This window comes from Desertimonas flava, from assembly GCF_003426815.1.
Taxonomy (GTDB): Bacteria; Actinomycetota; Acidimicrobiia; order Acidimicrobiales; family Ilumatobacteraceae; genus Desertimonas; species Desertimonas flava.
This window is the reverse complement of sequence record NZ_QKYK01000011.1, coordinates 65,530-80,882: the sequence shown is the minus strand read 5'-3', so window position 1 is coordinate 80,882 and position 15,353 is coordinate 65,530. Positions and strand designations below refer to the sequence as shown.

Annotated in this window: 15 protein-coding genes; 6 read left to right on the top strand and 9 right to left on the bottom strand. The window is 67.9% G+C overall.

The window, feature by feature from the left end:
• Nucleotides 1-23: 23 nt before the first annotated feature.
• The 4 genes from DN771_RS14440 (at nucleotide 24) to DN771_RS14425 (ending at nucleotide 4,355) form a co-directional block, all read left to right on the top strand.
• A complete protein-coding gene (locus DN771_RS14440) occupies nucleotides 24-1,265 on the top strand; it encodes an FAD-dependent monooxygenase (protein ID WP_162941956.1) in 1,242 nt (413 codons plus the stop codon).
• The gene (locus DN771_RS14435) at nucleotides 1,262-1,651 is read left to right on the top strand and encodes a VOC family protein (RefSeq protein WP_116998250.1); all 390 of its coding nucleotides are present in this window, start codon (nucleotides 1,262-1,264) and stop codon (nucleotides 1,649-1,651) included. The genes DN771_RS14440 and DN771_RS14435 overlap by 4 nt, the downstream gene beginning before the upstream one ends.
• 20 nt (nucleotides 1,652-1,671) lie before the next feature.
• Nucleotides 1,672-3,444, top strand: coding sequence for a gamma-glutamyltransferase family protein (locus DN771_RS14430; protein ID WP_116998326.1), 1,773 nt, complete (start codon nucleotides 1,672-1,674; stop codon nucleotides 3,442-3,444).
• A 209-nt stretch (nucleotides 3,445-3,653) separates the two neighbouring features.
• The gene (locus DN771_RS14425) at nucleotides 3,654-4,355 is read left to right on the top strand and encodes a 4-carboxy-4-hydroxy-2-oxoadipate aldolase/oxaloacetate decarboxylase (RefSeq protein WP_116998249.1); all 702 of its coding nucleotides are present in this window, start codon (nucleotides 3,654-3,656) and stop codon (nucleotides 4,353-4,355) included.
• A 61-nt stretch (nucleotides 4,356-4,416) separates the two neighbouring features.
• Here DN771_RS14425 and DN771_RS30890 read toward each other — a convergent pair whose 3' ends face one another.
• The 6 genes from DN771_RS30890 to DN771_RS14395 form a co-directional block, all read right to left on the bottom strand.
• Nucleotides 4,417-5,148 (bottom strand): IclR family transcriptional regulator, encoded by a 732-nt coding sequence (locus DN771_RS30890; RefSeq protein ID WP_116998248.1) that lies wholly within the window; start codon nucleotides 5,146-5,148, stop codon nucleotides 4,417-4,419.
• Nucleotides 5,149-5,207: 59 nt separating this feature from the next.
• Nucleotides 5,208-6,287 (bottom strand): TauD/TfdA family dioxygenase, encoded by a 1,080-nt coding sequence (locus tag DN771_RS14415; RefSeq protein WP_162941955.1) that lies wholly within the window; start codon nucleotides 6,285-6,287, stop codon nucleotides 5,208-5,210.
• Nucleotides 6,288-6,381: 94 nt separating this feature from the next.
• Nucleotides 6,382-7,185: an ABC transporter ATP-binding protein gene (locus DN771_RS14410; protein WP_116998246.1), complete on the bottom strand. Its 804-nt coding sequence runs from the start codon at nucleotides 7,183-7,185 to the stop codon at nucleotides 6,382-6,384.
• Nucleotides 7,186-7,206: 21 nt separating this feature from the next.
• Complete coding sequence (locus DN771_RS14405; protein ID WP_162941954.1) at nucleotides 7,207-7,947, bottom strand: ABC transporter permease; 741 nt, start codon at nucleotides 7,945-7,947, stop codon at nucleotides 7,207-7,209.
• A gap of 124 nt (nucleotides 7,948-8,071) precedes the next feature.
• On the bottom strand, nucleotides 8,072-8,845 hold the full coding sequence (locus DN771_RS14400) for an ABC transporter permease (RefSeq protein WP_116998244.1): 774 nt from the start codon (nucleotides 8,843-8,845) through the stop codon (nucleotides 8,072-8,074).
• Nucleotides 8,846-8,851: 6 nt separating this feature from the next.
• A complete protein-coding gene (locus DN771_RS14395; RefSeq protein ID WP_227462358.1) occupies nucleotides 8,852-9,991 on the bottom strand; it encodes an ABC transporter substrate-binding protein in 1,140 nt (379 codons plus the stop codon).
• 101 nt (nucleotides 9,992-10,092) lie between these two features.
• Between DN771_RS14395 and DN771_RS14390 the strand changes: the two genes are divergently transcribed.
• Complete coding sequence (locus DN771_RS14390; protein WP_162941953.1) at nucleotides 10,093-10,896, top strand: IclR family transcriptional regulator; 804 nt, start codon at nucleotides 10,093-10,095, stop codon at nucleotides 10,894-10,896.
• 137 nt (nucleotides 10,897-11,033) lie between these two features.
• Here DN771_RS14390 and DN771_RS14385 read toward each other — a convergent pair whose 3' ends face one another.
• A complete protein-coding gene (locus DN771_RS14385; protein WP_116998241.1) occupies nucleotides 11,034-12,236 on the bottom strand; it encodes a pyridoxal phosphate-dependent aminotransferase in 1,203 nt (400 codons plus the stop codon).
• Between the two features lie 106 nt (nucleotides 12,237-12,342).
• Between DN771_RS14385 and DN771_RS14380 the strand changes: the two genes are divergently transcribed.
• On the top strand, nucleotides 12,343-13,050 hold the full coding sequence (locus DN771_RS14380; RefSeq protein ID WP_116998240.1) for a GntR family transcriptional regulator: 708 nt from the start codon (nucleotides 12,343-12,345) through the stop codon (nucleotides 13,048-13,050).
• Nucleotides 13,051-13,129: 79 nt separating this feature from the next.
• Here the strand turns inward: DN771_RS14380 and DN771_RS14375 are convergent, their stop codons facing one another.
• Together DN771_RS14375 and DN771_RS14370 are read right to left on the bottom strand one after the other, a co-directional pair.
• The gene (locus DN771_RS14375; protein ID WP_162941952.1) at nucleotides 13,130-13,510 is read right to left on the bottom strand and encodes a VOC family protein; all 381 of its coding nucleotides are present in this window, start codon (nucleotides 13,508-13,510) and stop codon (nucleotides 13,130-13,132) included.
• Nucleotides 13,511-13,641: 131 nt separating this feature from the next.
• Complete coding sequence (locus tag DN771_RS14370; RefSeq protein ID WP_205528593.1) at nucleotides 13,642-15,168, bottom strand: serine hydrolase; 1,527 nt, start codon at nucleotides 15,166-15,168, stop codon at nucleotides 13,642-13,644.
• Nucleotides 15,169-15,353: the final 185 nt, after the last annotated feature.

The window sequence follows — 15,353 nt, the reverse complement described above, 5'->3', positions numbered from 1 at the left end:
CACCGACCACCGAGGTGACCACCATGACCGATGCGACCGAACAAATCGAACCGCCCCGACGCCGCGCCCTGGTGTCGGGTGCCAGCATCGCCGGGCCGGCGCTCGGCTACTGGCTCACCCGCCACGGGTGGGACGTCACGCTCGTCGAACGGGCGGCCCACGTCCGCGGTGGCGGCTATCCGATCGATCTCCGTGGGACCGCCGTGCAGGTCGCCAAGCGCATGGGGATCTACGACGACGTCCGCCGCCACCAGGTGGGCCACCGCTCCACCCGCATCCTCAACCAGGCCGGCCGCCGGATCGCCACCATGGACCTGAGCGCCGAGCTCCTCAACGACGCCGCCTCGGGCGATGTCGAGCTGCCGCGTGGCGATCTGGCAAACGTCCTCTACGACCTCACGCGCGACAGCGTCGACTACGTGTTCAACGAATCGGTCGCCACCATCACGCCGCACGACGATCGCGTCGACGTCACGTTCGTCAGCGGCCGCGCCGACAGCTTCGACATCGTCGTCGGCGCCGACGGCATCCACTCCACGACGCGCCGTCTCGTGTTCGGCCCCGAGTCCGACTTCATCCGCCACCTCGGCCCGATCGTGGCCATCTGGGACATGGACGAGGCCGGTCTGGCGCCGTGCACCGGAACGATGTTCAACATCCCGGGCTGCACCGCCATGCACATGCGCGAGAACAAGGGCCCGGCCCGCGGCTTCGTCGCCTTCATCGTCGACGACCCCGGCGCCGTCGACCTCGACGACACGAAGTCGGCCCACCGCCTCGCCCGCCGGGCCTTCGACGGGCACCTCGTCCCCGTGGTGCGGCAGCTCCTCGACGACCTCGAACACACTGACGACCTCTTCTACGACACGGTCAGCCAGATCCACATCGACAGCTGGCACCGCGGTCGCGTCGTGCTGGTGGGCGACAGCGCCTACGCCCCGTCGTTCCTGTCGGGTCAGGGCACCAGCATCGCCTTGATCGGCGCCTTCGTGCTGGCCAGCGAACTCGTCGCCGCCCCCGACGATCCGGCGGGAGCGTTCACGGCGTACGAGGCGCGGATCCGCGAGTTCGTCGAGCGCAACCAGGCGATCGCCGTCCGCAAGAACACCAACGCGATCCCTCGCGACGCCGACGCGTTGCGCAAGCGCAACCTCAAGCTCTGGGCGCTCCCGTGGCTGAAGCGGACCGGTCTGGTGAAGCTGCTCGACCGGGGCTACAAGGCCACACCCACGAGCCTGTCGATCGAGGGGTACGGCCTCACATGACCGCCGACCCGCGCTGCCGTGCCGGCACGGTCCACCATGTGTCGTTCCGCGTGAGCGACCTCCCCACCGCCCTGGAGTTCTACGAAGGGCTGCTCGGCTGCCGTCGCCTGGACCGGCCCGACGACAAGATGCCGGTCCCCGGCGCCTGGCTCGAAGCGGGCACCACGCAGGTGCACCTCATCGAGGCCGCGGCCTCCGAGGTGACCGGACACCCGCCCACCGGCCTGACCGGGTCGGCGAACCACGTCGCGTTCCACTCCGACGACCTCGACGCCGCGTGCGCGGCGTTCGAGGAACACGGCTTCGCCGTTCGCCGCGGCGCCTTCCTCCCGCAGTTCTTCGTCCAGGATCCCGACGGGAACCTGATCGAGTTCACGGCGTTCTGAGCGCGGCCCGAATGGCTCACGTGCCGCCGACACGACCGACGCTCACGGGCAACTTCGGGATGGTGGCGTCCACCCACTGGCTCGCCTCGTCCTCGGCGATGAGCGTGCTCGAGAACGGCGGCAACGCCTTCGACGCCGCCGTCGCCGCCGGCTTCGTGCTCCAGGTGGTCGAGCCCAACCTGTCCGGGCCGGCGGGGGAGATGCCCGCCGTGCTGTGGAGCGAGCGGGACCAGCGCGTCGATGTCGTGTGCGGGCAGGGCACGGCGCCGGCGGCGGCAACGATCGAGCACATCCGCAACGATCTCGGCCTCGACGTCGTCCCGGGAACGGGCACGTTGCCGGCGGTCGTGCCCGGCGCCTTCGGCGGATGGATGCTGCTGTTGCAGCGATGGGGCACATGGCGCCTCGCCGACGTGCTGCGGTACGCCATCGGCTACGCCCGCGACGGATTCCCGACGGCGCCGCTGGTGGCCCAGGCGATCGAGAACGTCGCCGACATGTTCCGCACCGACTGGCCCACGTCGGCCGCCGCCTGGCTCGATCACGGGCAGGTCCCGGCGGTGGGGTCACGCCTGCGCCGCCTCCGCCTCGCCGAGACCTACGAACGGGTGATCCGCGAGGCGGCCCGTCCCGATCGTGACGCCGAGATCGACGCTGCCGTGGACGTCTGGTACCGCGGCTTCGTCGCCGACGAGATCGACCGCTTCTGTCAGAGCGACCCGTGGATCGACACGTCCGGCGAGTGTCATCGCGGGCTGCTCACCGGCGACGACATGGCGGGCTGGTCGGCGACGGTCGAAGCGCCGGCGTCGTTCGCATTCGGCGACTGCACCGTGTTCAAGACGGACGCCTGGGGTCAGGGCCCGGTGTTCCTGCAACAGCTCGCCCTGCTCGACGCGGCCGGCATCCGGTCGATCCCGTACGGCAGCGCCGAGTACATCCACCTCCTGCTCGAGGCGGGCAAGCTGGCGTTCGCCGACCGCGAGGCGTGGTACGGGGACTCGGGCACCATCGACGATCTCGTCCCCCGGCTGCTGGACCGCAGTTACAACTGCGCGAGGGCGGTGCTCATCGACGACACCGCCAGCCTCGAGTTGCGTCCCGGTTCGATCGCCGGTCGGGTTCCGCACCTGCCCCGCCACGACCTGGTCGGGGCGGCTCGCGGCGTCGGGTACGGCGAACCCACGCTCGGCACCCGCGGTCACGTGTCGGGCGATACCTGCCATGTCGACGTCGTCGACCGCTGGGGCAACATGGTGTCGGCTACGCCGTCAGGTGGCTGGTTGCACAGCTCGCCCGACATCCCGTCGCTCGGGTTCTGCCTCGGGACGCGCGCCCAGATGTTCTGCCTCGAGCACGGCCACCCGAACTCGTTGCGGCCCGGCGCCCGTCCCCGCACGACGTTGACGCCGTCGCTGGCCTTCCGCGACGGCCGCCCGTGGCTGGCGTTCGGCACGCCCGGAGGCGATCAGCAGGACCAGTGGTCGCTGGCGTTCTTCTGCGCCGTCGTACTCGGCGGCCTCAGCCTGCAGGAGGCGATCGACGCTCCGGCGTTCACGTCCGAGCACTTCCCGGGCTCCTTCTACCCGCACGAGTCACACCCGGGACGGGTGCGCATGGAGTCCCGATTCGACGCAGCCGTGGTGGACGACCTGCGTCGCCGCGGCCACGACGTCGTGCCCGTCGCGCCGTGGTCGCTCGGCCGGCTCTCGGCCGTCAGCCGGGACGGCGACGGCTTCTACCGCGCCGCAGCCAACGCCCGCGGCGACCTCGGCTACGCCGTCGGCCGCTGAAGTACACCGATGTTCGACCGGATTGCGAGCTCGCGAGCGATCCGAGGCGAACTCGTCGAGGCGCCGAGCTACGAGCGAACGGTCGCGGTGCTTGCGAGGCACCGGCCTCGACGGAACCAGCAGCCGTCGCCCGCAGGGCGTCCACGAACCGACACGCAGCATCGACCGGCTGGCCACCGCCGGCTGGCCCCGGCCTTCGGAGAGGATCTATGACAGATACACCAACACCCAGGCACATCGTCGTCACCGGCATCGAGCGGGCCCCGCTCGACCTCGTCGATCGGCTCGGCGAGATCGGCACCTCGACCGTGCACGAGGCGATGCAGCGGCGCGGCTATGTCGGTTCGCACATTCGACCCATCCAGAACGACGTGCGCGTCGCCGGCACCGCCGTCACCGTCCTCACGCAGCCCGGTGACAACGGCATGGTGCACGCCGCCGCCGAGCAGTGCCGCGCCGGCGACCTGCTCGTCGTCGCAAGTACCGGACCGTCCGACCACGGCCTGTTCGGCGACCTGCTGGCCGCCACGCTCCTCGCCCGCGGGGTCCGCGGCATCGTCACCGATGGTGCCGTGCGGGACGTCACCGACCTGCGCGCCATGGGCTTTCCTGCGTGGTCGCAGCACGTCTCGTGCCGGGGGACCGTGAAGGGCTCGCCGGGCTCGGTGAACGTTCCCGTGGTGCTCGGTGAGCAGATCGTCCACCCCGGTGACGTGGTGTGTGCCGACGACGACGGCGTCGTCGTGGTCGCTGGTCACGAAGCGGCGGCCGTGCTCGACCTCGCCGAGCAGCGCATCGAGTCCGAACGCGCCACTCGCGACCGGCTCGACCGCGGCGAGCTGATGCTCGACTTCTTCGGCATCCGCGAGAAGCTCACCGCACTGGGCGTCGAGTGGGTCTCGTCGGCGTGATCGTCGGCGGCCCGCTGTGAACACAACCCGCAGGTCCTGCGGGTCGTGTTCACGTCCCGCGTCACGGATAGCCCTCCGTCGGAACAGCATGGTCCGAGCCGAGGTGTGCGCCGACGCGCAGCGCTGCGGCACGGAGTGAGTTGGCGACCGGCGAGTCTGCCCCATCGGGCACGGTGGCTGTGGTGCCGATCACGGCGATGACCGCGACGAGCTCACCGAAGAGGATGATGGGGGCGGCGAGGCTGCGGATCCCGTGATTCCGAGGGCTGCCGACGGCCAATCCGAGTGTCGGCGTCGGTGCGTCGGGGTTCAGGTGAGCGAGGAAGATGGCGGCCTGCGCGGAGTCGAGATCGAGACGGGCTCCGGTCATCACGGTGACTCGAACGAGTCGGTCGGAGCAGTCGGCTACTCGAACGATTGCTGGAGCGTCACCGTCCCAGATGCTCATGACGACGGTTTCGTTCAAGGCTCGTGAGAGTTGCTCCATGATCGGCCCGGCGGTGCTGATGAGGGACAGGCCGGCATGTGCTGACGCACCGAGCGGGAAGATGCCAGGACCGAGGCGAAATGTTCCGTCTCGGTGATCGTGTGCGAGGAGATGCGTCCGTTGCAGGGAGCTGACGTACCGGTAAGCCGTTGCTCGGCTGACCCCGATGGCCTGCGCGATCTGGCGCAACGTCGGCGGCGGTCGGCGTCCTGCGACGAAGCGCAGCAGAGCCGCTGCTTTGGCGACGGTGCCGACCTCGGAACGTCGAGGTCCATCACGGCCGACGGACGGGACGGGCGCCGTCATGACACGCCGCTCCAGGAGAACCGCCGATGTGACACGGCGTTCATGTCTGGCCCCCTGGCTCAGTTGCCCCAGGCTTCGTTGGGAACGACGGCTTCGCCGATGCGGAATGCCCCGCCGGGCAGCCTTGCCCGGTTCATCGGTCGGCTACCGCTGACCGGCTTGCCGAACTGTGCCACCAGTGGCCGACCGACGTCTCGCTTCAACCACAGCCGGAGCAAGTGGCGGCGCCGCTCGGGCTCGGGCCAGTCCTGATACGCGGTGCGGGAGTGCAGCGCGGCGTAGTTGAGCAGCCATTGTGTGTCGCCGGGCTGAAAGTTCATGTCGAGGGCGAGGCCGGGCTGCTGGGTGACCTCGTCGTACAGATCGAGCAGATCGAGCTGATCTTGGGTGAGCACAGGCACGCCGTCGAACTTCTGGGCGGACTTGATCATCGTCGTGCCGGCGTAGGTGCTGAACACACCGTCGACATGACTGCAGATCGGCGAGACGTAGAAGTCCGATCGGGCGTCGGGGTCCTGTCCTCGCCAGTCCCAGTACCAGTTGTCGAAGAGCAGCGGTGCGAGGTCGGGGCGGAGCCGAAGGATCTCGTTGAAGATGGTGGTCCCACTGGCGAGGCTGCTCGCGCCCCCTTCGCGGGCCGGCCGCAGACACATGAGGGCCACGACGTCGGAGCTGTCGGAGTGGAACCGCAGCCGGTCGCGCACCCGTGACGGCAGCGCTCCTTTGTCTGCCATCGACTTGTTCGAGGTGGCAATGACGTGGTCGAGAACGTTACCCATCTGGTTCTGTTCCATCGGCTGACCGAGGTGCAGGCCCATCACGTAGAAGATCGCCCCGGCCAACGTGTCGCCGTACGCCGGGGTGTCGAGGCCGCGGACGAGGACGAAGCCGAGCCCGCGGTCCATCTGCCGTGCACACTCATCGATCACCGCGCGCGCCGCGGCGAGCGGGTAGGCGTCGGCCGTGACGGTGCGGAGATCGGGGTCGTCGGCCACGAAGCGCTCGCCAACCGTCTCGAGGTCGGAACACTCGCTGCTGCTGAGCTGGTAGATCCAGTCCGTGCGGTGCTGGAGATCGTCGCCACGCCAGGCGGTTGGCCCGTCGATCGGGCTCAGATGACGGATCGTGTCGGTGCTCAAGTGCCACGTCTCCCGATGTGTCGTGAACGGTCGGTTCCGAGTCTGGAGAGCCTGCGCCGGCTCGGTTGACGGCACGGCGGATCGATGGGACCGGTCATCGCGCCTCACCTGCGGTCAGGAGCCGTTCGGTGGTTGCTTCACGGCGACGCATCACCAGCTCGAAGACCTGGGCGCGCAGGTCGACGAATTGGGGGTGGCGCTTTGTGTCGACCTGGTCGCGCGGCCTGGGCAGTTCGACGGGCACGTCGGCGATGATGCGGCCCGGGTTCGCGGCCATCACCACCACCCGATCGGCCACGTACACGGCCTCGTCGATGTCGTGGGTGACGAGCACGACCGTGACGTTGTATTCGTGTCGCACGCGCAGTACGAGGTCCTCGAGATCGGCGCGGGTCTGGGCGTCCACGGCGGCGAGGGGTTCGTCCATGAGCATCACGCGTGGATTCGTGGCCAGTGCCCGGGCGATGGCTACGCGCTGTTGCATGCCGCCAGACAGCTGCGAGGGGTGTAGATGCGCAGCGCCGTCCAGCCCGACCGACGTCAGGGCATGTTCGATCCGATCGTGCCGATCGGACTTGCTCAGCCGGGAGCGGACGAGGGCGGCGCCGATGTTCTTGCCGACCGTCATCCAGGGAAAGAGGGACCGGCTGTAGTCCTGAAAGACCACTGACAAGCCCGCGGGCGGTCCGTTGACCGGCTCACCGTCGAAGAGAACCTGTCCGCTCGACGCGTCGAGCAGCCCGGCCATGATCATGAGGAGGGTGGACTTTCCGCATCCTGACGGCCCGACGATCGAGACGAATTCGTTCGGCTCGATCGTCACGTTGGCTCCCGCCACTGCGACACGCTCACCCGCACGGGTGGCGTAGTTCTTTCCGACGTCGATGAGTTGAAACATGTGATGCCTTACTTGTCGCGTCTATCGCTTGCGCTGGGTCCATCGGAGCAGTCTGCGCTCGACGACATCGAACGCCATGTTGAGCACGATGCCGATGATCGCCACCAGCATGATCGCCGACCACATCGGGAGGTACTTGAACGTACGTTGCGCGAGGGTGATCTCGTAGCCGACTCCACTGGTCGTCGCATACAGCTCGGAGATCACCATGAGGATCAGCCCCACTCCGAGGCTGACTCGGATGCCGGCCATGATCTGTGGGCTTGCCGCCGGAAGTATCACCGTTCGAAGGAGGCGTACCTTCGGCAAGCCGATGCTCCTCGCCGAGCGCAGCCACATCGAGTCGATGGTGGCAACGGCGTCCATCGTGTTGATCAGGATCACCCAGACCGTGCCGATGAAGATCAAGAAGATGTTCATCTCGTCCACGACGCCGAAGAACGTCACAGCCAACGGGAGCAGGATCGTCTTGGGCGTCGCGATCGAGAAGCGGATCAGAGGGTTGAACATCGCCGCCGCGACCCGGGACCGACCCAGCACCACGCCCGCAGCGACTCCGATCACGATGGAGAGGAACCAACCGATGCCGAATCTGCGAAGACTCGGGCCGGCGTTCTCCCAGAAGTGCTCGGACAGGAACAGCGTCGTGGGATCGCCCGTCAACCAGTCCTCGCGGAACTGCCGAAAGATCTCGCTCAGCGGTGGAAAGTGCCGGACATCGGCGGAACGGGCGACCAGCTCCCACACGATCAAGAGCAACACGACGAGCCACACCGACGACAGAAGGTGGCCAATGCTCCTCGCCGCGTGAACGACCGGTTGACGCGTCCAACCCCGTGTGCTCGTCGGACGAGGCGTCGAGGCAACCAGCGCGCTCGTCGTCGCATTAGGCACGGTTCCACCTCAGGATCCGACCTTCGACCACGACCAGGGCCGTGTAGAGCACCATGCCGAGACCCCCGACCAACACGATCCCTGCGTAGACGAAGTCAGGTCGTTCCGCTTGCTGGTAGATCCGGATCAGCACCCCGACGCCCTTCGACGCGCCCAACAGTTCGGCGCTCAAGATCACGACGAGCGACGTTCCAGATGCGATGCGCACACCGGTGGCAATCATCGGGAGGGCGCTCGGGAGCACGATCTGGGCGAACGTCCGCGTCCGACCCCAAGCCAGCGTGCGGGCCACGTCGAGCCGAAGTGGCTCGGTCTGCTGCGACCCATAGATGGTGTTGATCAACACCGGCCACGCAATGGCGTACAGGGTCAAGGCGAGCTTCATCTCGTACCCCAGCCCGAACGTGATGATCGCCACCGCCAACAACGCCGTCGACGGCACCGATCGCAACCCGTTCACCGCTACCTGGGTCGGCTTGGCGAGCGCCGGGATCTGTCCGATGAGCAGGCCGACCGGGACGGCAACGGCCGTCACGATGATCAGGCTGAGGATCCAGGTCCACATGGTGTCGCGGAGCTGGAACCAGAACTCGCCGTCGGCGACGAGATCCACGATGCGTGCGAGCACCTCGTGGGGTGCCGGGAGCGACCGCTCCGAGACCCATCCAGCTGCCCAGACGATCCACCACCCGGCGACGATCAAGGCGGTGCCGAGGAGTCCGAGGCCGGCGTCGATCAATCGACGCCGGCCTCCCACGTGCAACATCAACCGTCAGGGAGTGGTGCTGCTCGGCGCAGCGGCCTCATCCGTTGCCGCCACCGCAAACGGAGCAACCAGATCCGTGGCCGCGTGTTCCTCGCCCAGTGCCCCCTGCTCCGCCAACACGTCGATGAGCCCCTGGAACTCGTCGACGTTGAGGGTGCCGGGCTGCTCGGTGTACGGGGTCGCCTCCAACACGGACACGTCGGACTGGCAGAACTCGCTCATCACTTCGAACTGCTCTTCGCGGTTGGCCGGATCGTCGAAGTCGGCCCCAGCAGCAACGATCGCAGCGTTCCATCGCTCGGCGGCATCACCGGACTCGACGAAATCTCGCTTGGCCACCCAGAAGGCGGTCGGGATCGAGCCGACGACCTCGTAGAAGGGGTTGCCGAGCACTCTCAAGTTGTCGGACGCAGCCGCTTGTGCGGTCTGGTTGGCCGTCACCTGAGCGGCATCGATCTGTCCTCCCTCGACTGCCGGCACCAGTTCTGGAAAGCCCAAGGCGACGAACTCGGCGTCATCGGGATCCCCGCCGTCAGCCGCGATCCATGCCTGGGTCATCACGTACCCGAGGCCTCCGATCTCGTTGATGCCGATCGTGTGGTCCACGAGATCAGCGGGCCGCTCCACGTCGCTGTCGGCGCTGACGATCACGCCGTTGTTGTCGGGCATCGACGTGCCCGCCCCGGCAACGACGACCAGATCGCGGCCCGCTTCGACTGCATTCAGAAACGTCATCGGGTTGACGAAGGCGATGTCTGCTTCTCCCGCCTCGATCGCGTCGAGGCCCGCAGCGCCACCCGTGGTGGAGACGAACTCGACAGACAGCCCCTCGGCCTCATGGAAGCCCTGGACCTCTGCCCAGTGGGGAACCTCGGTGCACAGTCCCAGCGTCGTCACTCGGATCGAGGTCTCTTCGGACGACGACGCCGTTGCCACACCTCCGGTTCCCACCAGAGCGAGGACGCCGGCGACGGCAGCGGTAGAGCGCTTTCGATTCATCATCATTTCCCCTTGTCTTGGATCCCTGCCGGCATCACGTCGTCTGGGAGATGGTCGCTGCCAAATCTCTCGATATGAAACGGCATCTCTCATACTGACATGCGTGGCGGCGCTCGTCAACTCACGGCTGACGCACGTCTCCGCCATCGGCACCGCCCGCGCTCATGAGCGCGGACACAGCAGGCCGCCGTCTGCTGTCGGAGAAAAGCGGCCCCAAGGCAGGTGACCGCTACCGTCAACCGATACCTATGAACCGGCGACCAGGTATCGACGGCGATCACGAGGCCGCCGACGAGCACATCTCGAGCCGCGATCTCCTTCCGCGGGACGCTTCGAACGACCCGATCGGGAAGATCCAATCGGTCGACCGGGCGGCGAGCCTGCTCGAGCTCTTCACCCCCAGCCGTCCGCGACTCACACTCGCCGAGATCACCGCCCTGCTCGGCATCAGCAAACCGACGGCCCACCGGTATGCGGTCGCACTCCGCCACCGGCATCTGCTGCGCTACGACCGCCGCACCGCCGAGTACACACTCGGCTCACAGATCCTCACCCTCGCTGCGGCGGCACGAGCAGGGCTGCCGCTCATCACGCTGGCCGCCTCCATCATGGAGGAACTGGTGCGCCAGACGAACGAGACCGTTGTCCTGTCGGTCTGGGACGGCGAAGCGCCGATCGTCGTGCGAACCGATGACAACACCGACCGATTCCTACAGATCAACGTCCGCGTCGGATCCCGACTGGACAACGAGTCGGCGCAGAGTCAGGTGTTCCGGGCGTTCCTCATGAATGACCGGCTCACCGACCCCGAGACGACCACCGACGATCACGCCGAGCTGCTCGCCATTCGCAAACGGGGCCTCGCTCTCAGCACGCCCGCGTGGCACGGGGTCCGCACCGTTGCGGCGCCGGTGTTTCGCGATGGACACATTGCCGCCGTACTGGCCATCATCGGAACGACCGCCACCGTCCCCAACGACGTCAGGTCGGCGACGGCCACAGCCGTCGTCGACGCCGCCAACGCGCTGTCGCACCGCCTCGGCGATCCCTGACGGCGGGGCGGCCGGGCGAGCGAGCGGCCGCTCGGTCCGCGTTCCCAGCGCAGCTCCCGCGTCACTGTGTCTGCGTCGGTGAACACCGCCCGCACAGGTTGCGGGTCGTGTTCACATCGGCCGGTACGGCGCGAGTGTCAGCTGGCCGCCCGTGTCGCCCACTCGACGAGGCGGCCGATGCCCTCTTCGATCGCCTCGTCACTGGTCGCGTAGCTGAACCGTGCGTAGCCCGGGGCGCCGAACGCTTCGCCCGGCACGAAGGCGACGTGGGTCTGGGCCAGCGCCACGTCGGCAAGCTCCAGCGAGGTGAGCGGCGTGACGCCGCCGTAGTCGCGACCCAGGAGGCCGGTCACGTTGGGAAAGCAGTAGAAGGCGCCCTGCGGCTCGACGCACGTGACACCGCGGATCGACGAGAGAAGCTTGTGCATCACCGCACCGCGTCGGGCGAACGCCTCGCGCATGCGCGCCACCTCCTCGAGCCCGCCCTCAACGGCGGCGATCGCCGCCCGCTGCGACACGTTGGCGATGTTGCCGGTCGTGTGGCTCTGGTAGCCGTCGGCGACCTGCACGATGTCGGGAGGTCCGATCATCCAGCCGACCCGCCAGCCGGTCATCGCGTACGTCTTGGCCACGCCGTTGACGATGAGGCACTGATCGCGCAGCGCGGGAACGGCGGCGGGCATCGACGTGAACACCGAGTCGCCGTACGTGAGGTGTTCGTAGATCTCGTCGGTGATCACCCAGACCCCGTTGGCGACCGCCCACTCACCGATCGCCCGCGTCTCGTCCGGCGTGTACACCACCCCGGTCGGGTTGGACGGGCTGACGAAGATGAGCGCCTTGGTACGGTCGCTCACGGCGACGTCGAGCTGGTCGACGCTGACCTTGAAGCCGGTCGTGTCGGGGCACGCCAGCTCCACCGGCGTGCCGCCGGCGAGGCGGATCGCCTCGGGGTACGTGGTCCAGTACGGGGCCGGCAGCAGCACCTCGTCGCCCGGGTCGAGCAACGACGCCAGGGCCGTGAACACGGCGTGCTTGCCGCCGTTGGTGATCAGCACCTGGGACGGGTCGTAGCGGATCCCACTGTCGCGCTCGGTCTTGGCGACGACCGCAGCCTTCAGCTCGGCGAGGCCACCAGCCGGTGTGTACTGGTGGTTCCGCGGCTCCCGGCACGCTGCGGCTGCCACGTCGACCACCGGAGCGGGCGTCGGGAAATCAGGCTGGCCGACCCCGAAGCTGATGACGTGAGCCCCAGCCGCTCGCAGGGCGTTGGCCCTGGCGTCCACCGCCAGCGTGGCCGAGGGGGCGATCTCCAGCAGTCGACGGGAGGCGCGGCGCATCGCGATACGTTAGCAGGAGAGTCGTGCAATCTCGTAAAGATTGGATGCAAGATGTGCGGAGTGGGGCCGTCGCTAGGATCGCTCCACACTTCTCGGAGGGAGCGACGTGTCGATCGGAATCGCGGAGGAAGCAGTCGGGGCGCAGGGGTCGACCACCGACCGGATCGTGACGGCACTGCAGCGGCGCATCGTCACCGGTGAGGTCCCGATCGGCACCTGGCTCCGCCATGGTGCGCTCGCCGAGGAGTTCGCCGTCAGCCGCACCCCGATCCGCGAGGCCCTCCGGGTCCTCGCCGCCCAAGGTGTGGTCACCATCGTGCCCAACCGCGGCGCCCGTGTGAACGGGCTGTCCAGCCGCGAGGTGCGCGAGATCGGGGAGGTGCGCGGCGATCTTCAGGCGCTCGCCGCCGAGCTCGCCGCCGAGCGCAGCACCGACGACCATCTCCGCCGGATGAACGCCGCCTGGGAGAAGTTCGCCAAGGTGCTCAACTCGGGCCGCAAGACACCGGCCGACCTCGGCGAGATGTGGGCCGCCGCCAACGAGGAGTTCCACGGCGTCATCGTCGAGGCCGCCCACAACCGGCAGCTGGCCAGCACGCTCGGCGATCTCCACCGCCGCATCCCCCGCAACCTCTCGTTCAGTGGTTACGCCGGCCACTCCCATCTCCTGCGCCGCAACCTCGACGAGCACCTCGCCATCGCCGAGGCGATCACCGACCACGACCCTGTCGAAGCCCGGGCGAAAATGCTCGCCCACTGCCGCGGTGCCACCCAGAACACCGCCCGGTGGCTCGAGAGCCGGGCGGTGGACTAAGAAGCTCCGCAAGGCCTCTGAGCCTGCATCGCGAGGCGCGAGTTCCTCTCGCGGATGGGCCCGGACGGCACGTGCGTGATCAGATCGCGCTCATGACGTTCACGAGCAGCCCGTTCGGGTCCACGGCCACGAAGTGGCGCTGGCCGTGCTCTTCATCGCGCAGTTCGGTCACGACCTCGACGCCCAGTCGTCCTGCCCGCTCGTACGCCTCGTCGACGTCATCCACGTGAACGGTCAGAACAACGCCTGACGGTCCCGACGGCCGTTCCCGGCCGTTGAACAGCTCGCTATCGGCCTTGACGAATCCGATGTTGAGTCGAGGCTCCGACGCCGGCATGAGCTGCAGATACCAGTCGTCGAGCTCGACGCTCACCTCCAGGTCGAACATCGCGGCGTAGAAGTCGCGACTGGCCTCGAAGGCCTCGGAGGCGACGTTGGGAACCATACGAATCACCTTCATCGGGTTGCCTCCTCGCTGGGTTCGTGTCGTCGTCCCATTCATCCTGCCAGTGGCCGAGAACGACTCACACCGCCGTGTGCACCTCCAGATGGGCTCACCGGATGCGCCGGCGACAGCCGGATGCGCGGAACTCAGTCCGCGCAGCGCGTCAGGTCGGTCTCGGCGAGCGGCTCGTCGGCTTCGATGATGTAGGTCACCCAGAGCACGACGTCCTCGGTGCCCTCGTTGACGCCCTCGTGGACGTAGTCGGCACCCTCGATGATGGCGTCGCCCTCCTGGTACACGCGGACGCCGTCCGGATAGACCGGCGCGTAGTGCGTTAGCTCGCCCTGCTTGACCACGGCGACGAGCTGGCCGTGGTGACAGTGCTCACCTGTGCGAGAACCGGGAGGCAGGACGATCTCGCGGAAGACGACCTGCACGCCGTCGCCATCGCCGACGGAGATCTCGACGGGTTCGTCGTACTCGCCGGCCGCCAAGTCGGTCGCCGTCACCGGTTCGTCGATTGTGGTCGCAGGGGTCGTGGCGGGGTCGGTGTAGAGCACGGGGATCAGCGTCTGGGCGAGGAGGTTGGCCGTCTGCTGCCCATCGGGCGCCGCCTGGAGGTTGGTCAACACGATCATCGTGAGCCCGGTGTCGGGGTCGTGTCCCATGACGGATTGGAACCCGGGCAAGGACCCGTCGTGGCCGAGCAGCGGTCCGAGCCGGGCGATTGCCAGCCCGTACTGAGCGGCCTGCGGGTTGTCGTCCTCGACCGGCTCGAGGCTGTCGAGGCGGAGATCTTGGAGCTCGTCCGACAGCAACCCGCCGCCGATCATCGCCTCCACATACGTCGCAAGGTCGCCGGCGGTCGAGATGCCGGCTCCCGCCGTCCATCCCCACGACGGGTTGGCCTCGGTGACGTCGTTCGGTTCGATCTCGCCGGCGAGCGCTGCTTCCTGTTCGTCGGCGGGAAGCACCGCGTCGAGCGCCGTGGACTCGTTCGTTCCCCACAGGTAGCCCTGCGGGTGGGGCTCGGGGAGCGATGGATCGTCCAGCGCGGGGAGCAGGGTGTCGTCGAGACCGAGTGGTTCGAAGATGCGCGTGCGGAACTCGTCGGCCGCCGAGTTGCCGGTGATCTGCTCGATGATCATGCCGAGCAGCACCGTGTTGGTGTTCGAGTAGTGGAAGCCGTTCCCGGGTGCGAAGTACGGCTCTTCGGCGACTCCCATCGCCACCAACTCCTCGGGCTGCCAGGCCCGCTGCGGGTCCTCGTCCAGCATGCGGTTGAACGAGACGAGCTCGCTGTAGTTGTGCAGCCCGCTGCGCATGTTCAGTAGCTGCGTGATCGTGATGTTCTCGCCGTTCGGCACCTCGGGGACGAAGTCCGACACCGGGTCGTCGAGCGCCAGCTCGCCCTCGTCGACGAGTTGGAGGATCACGGTCCCGGTCATCGTCTTGGTGTTGGACCCGATCCGGAAGTGGTCGCCCACCGTGACGGCCGCGCCGCCGCCGTACTGGCGAGTGCCATACGCCTGGAGGTATTCGGTGTCACCCTGGCGCAGGAGCACGACCGCACCTGGCGTCGTCGTCTGCGCGAGCACACCCTCGACGGCCTCGTCGATCGCCGCCGCGTCGAAGTTGAGCGTCGGCGGCGAACTGTTCGTTGCCCGCGCCACTGCACCCGTTGATGCAATTCCTGCGACGACGGTCGTTGCCGCCACCAGGCTCCTCCACGTGTTCGGTCGCGAGCGATCCTGCCGTCTCATGTCCGCTCCTCCGATCGAAGCCGTTCCCACACCAAGAGGCCCGTGCTGGCCCTGCCCTCGCGCTCACGCCGTGCAGCGGTTCGCGCCCTCCGGCG

Excerpts from the sequence above, each read along its gene's own strand:
- DN771_RS14425 (WP_116998249.1), top strand. The coding sequence starts at position 3,654 with ATGACAGATACACCAACACCCAGGCACATCGTCGTCACCGGCATCGAG.
- DN771_RS30890 (WP_116998248.1), bottom strand. The coding sequence starts at position 5,148 with ATGACGGCGCCCGTCCCGTCCGTCGGCCGTGATGGACCTCGACGTTCC.
- DN771_RS14385 (WP_116998241.1), bottom strand. The coding sequence starts at position 12,236 with ATGCGCCGCGCCTCCCGTCGACTGCTGGAGATCGCCCCCTCGGCCACG.
- DN771_RS14440 (WP_162941956.1), top strand. The coding sequence starts at position 24 with ATGACCGATGCGACCGAACAAATCGAACCGCCCCGACGCCGCGCCCTG.
- DN771_RS14400 (WP_116998244.1), bottom strand. The coding sequence starts at position 8,845 with ATGTTGCACGTGGGAGGCCGGCGTCGATTGATCGACGCCGGCCTCGGA.
- DN771_RS14390 (WP_162941953.1), top strand. The coding sequence starts at position 10,093 with ATGAACCGGCGACCAGGTATCGACGGCGATCACGAGGCCGCCGACGAG.
- DN771_RS14375 (WP_162941952.1), bottom strand. The coding sequence starts at position 13,510 with ATGAAGGTGATTCGTATGGTTCCCAACGTCGCCTCCGAGGCCTTCGAG.
- DN771_RS14410 (WP_116998246.1), bottom strand. The coding sequence starts at position 7,185 with ATGTTTCAACTCATCGACGTCGGAAAGAACTACGCCACCCGTGCGGGT.
- DN771_RS14395 (WP_227462358.1), bottom strand. The coding sequence starts at position 9,991 with ATGGCGGAGACGTGCGTCAGCCGTGAGTTGACGAGCGCCGCCACGCAT.
- DN771_RS14435 (WP_116998250.1), top strand. The coding sequence starts at position 1,262 with ATGACCGCCGACCCGCGCTGCCGTGCCGGCACGGTCCACCATGTGTCG.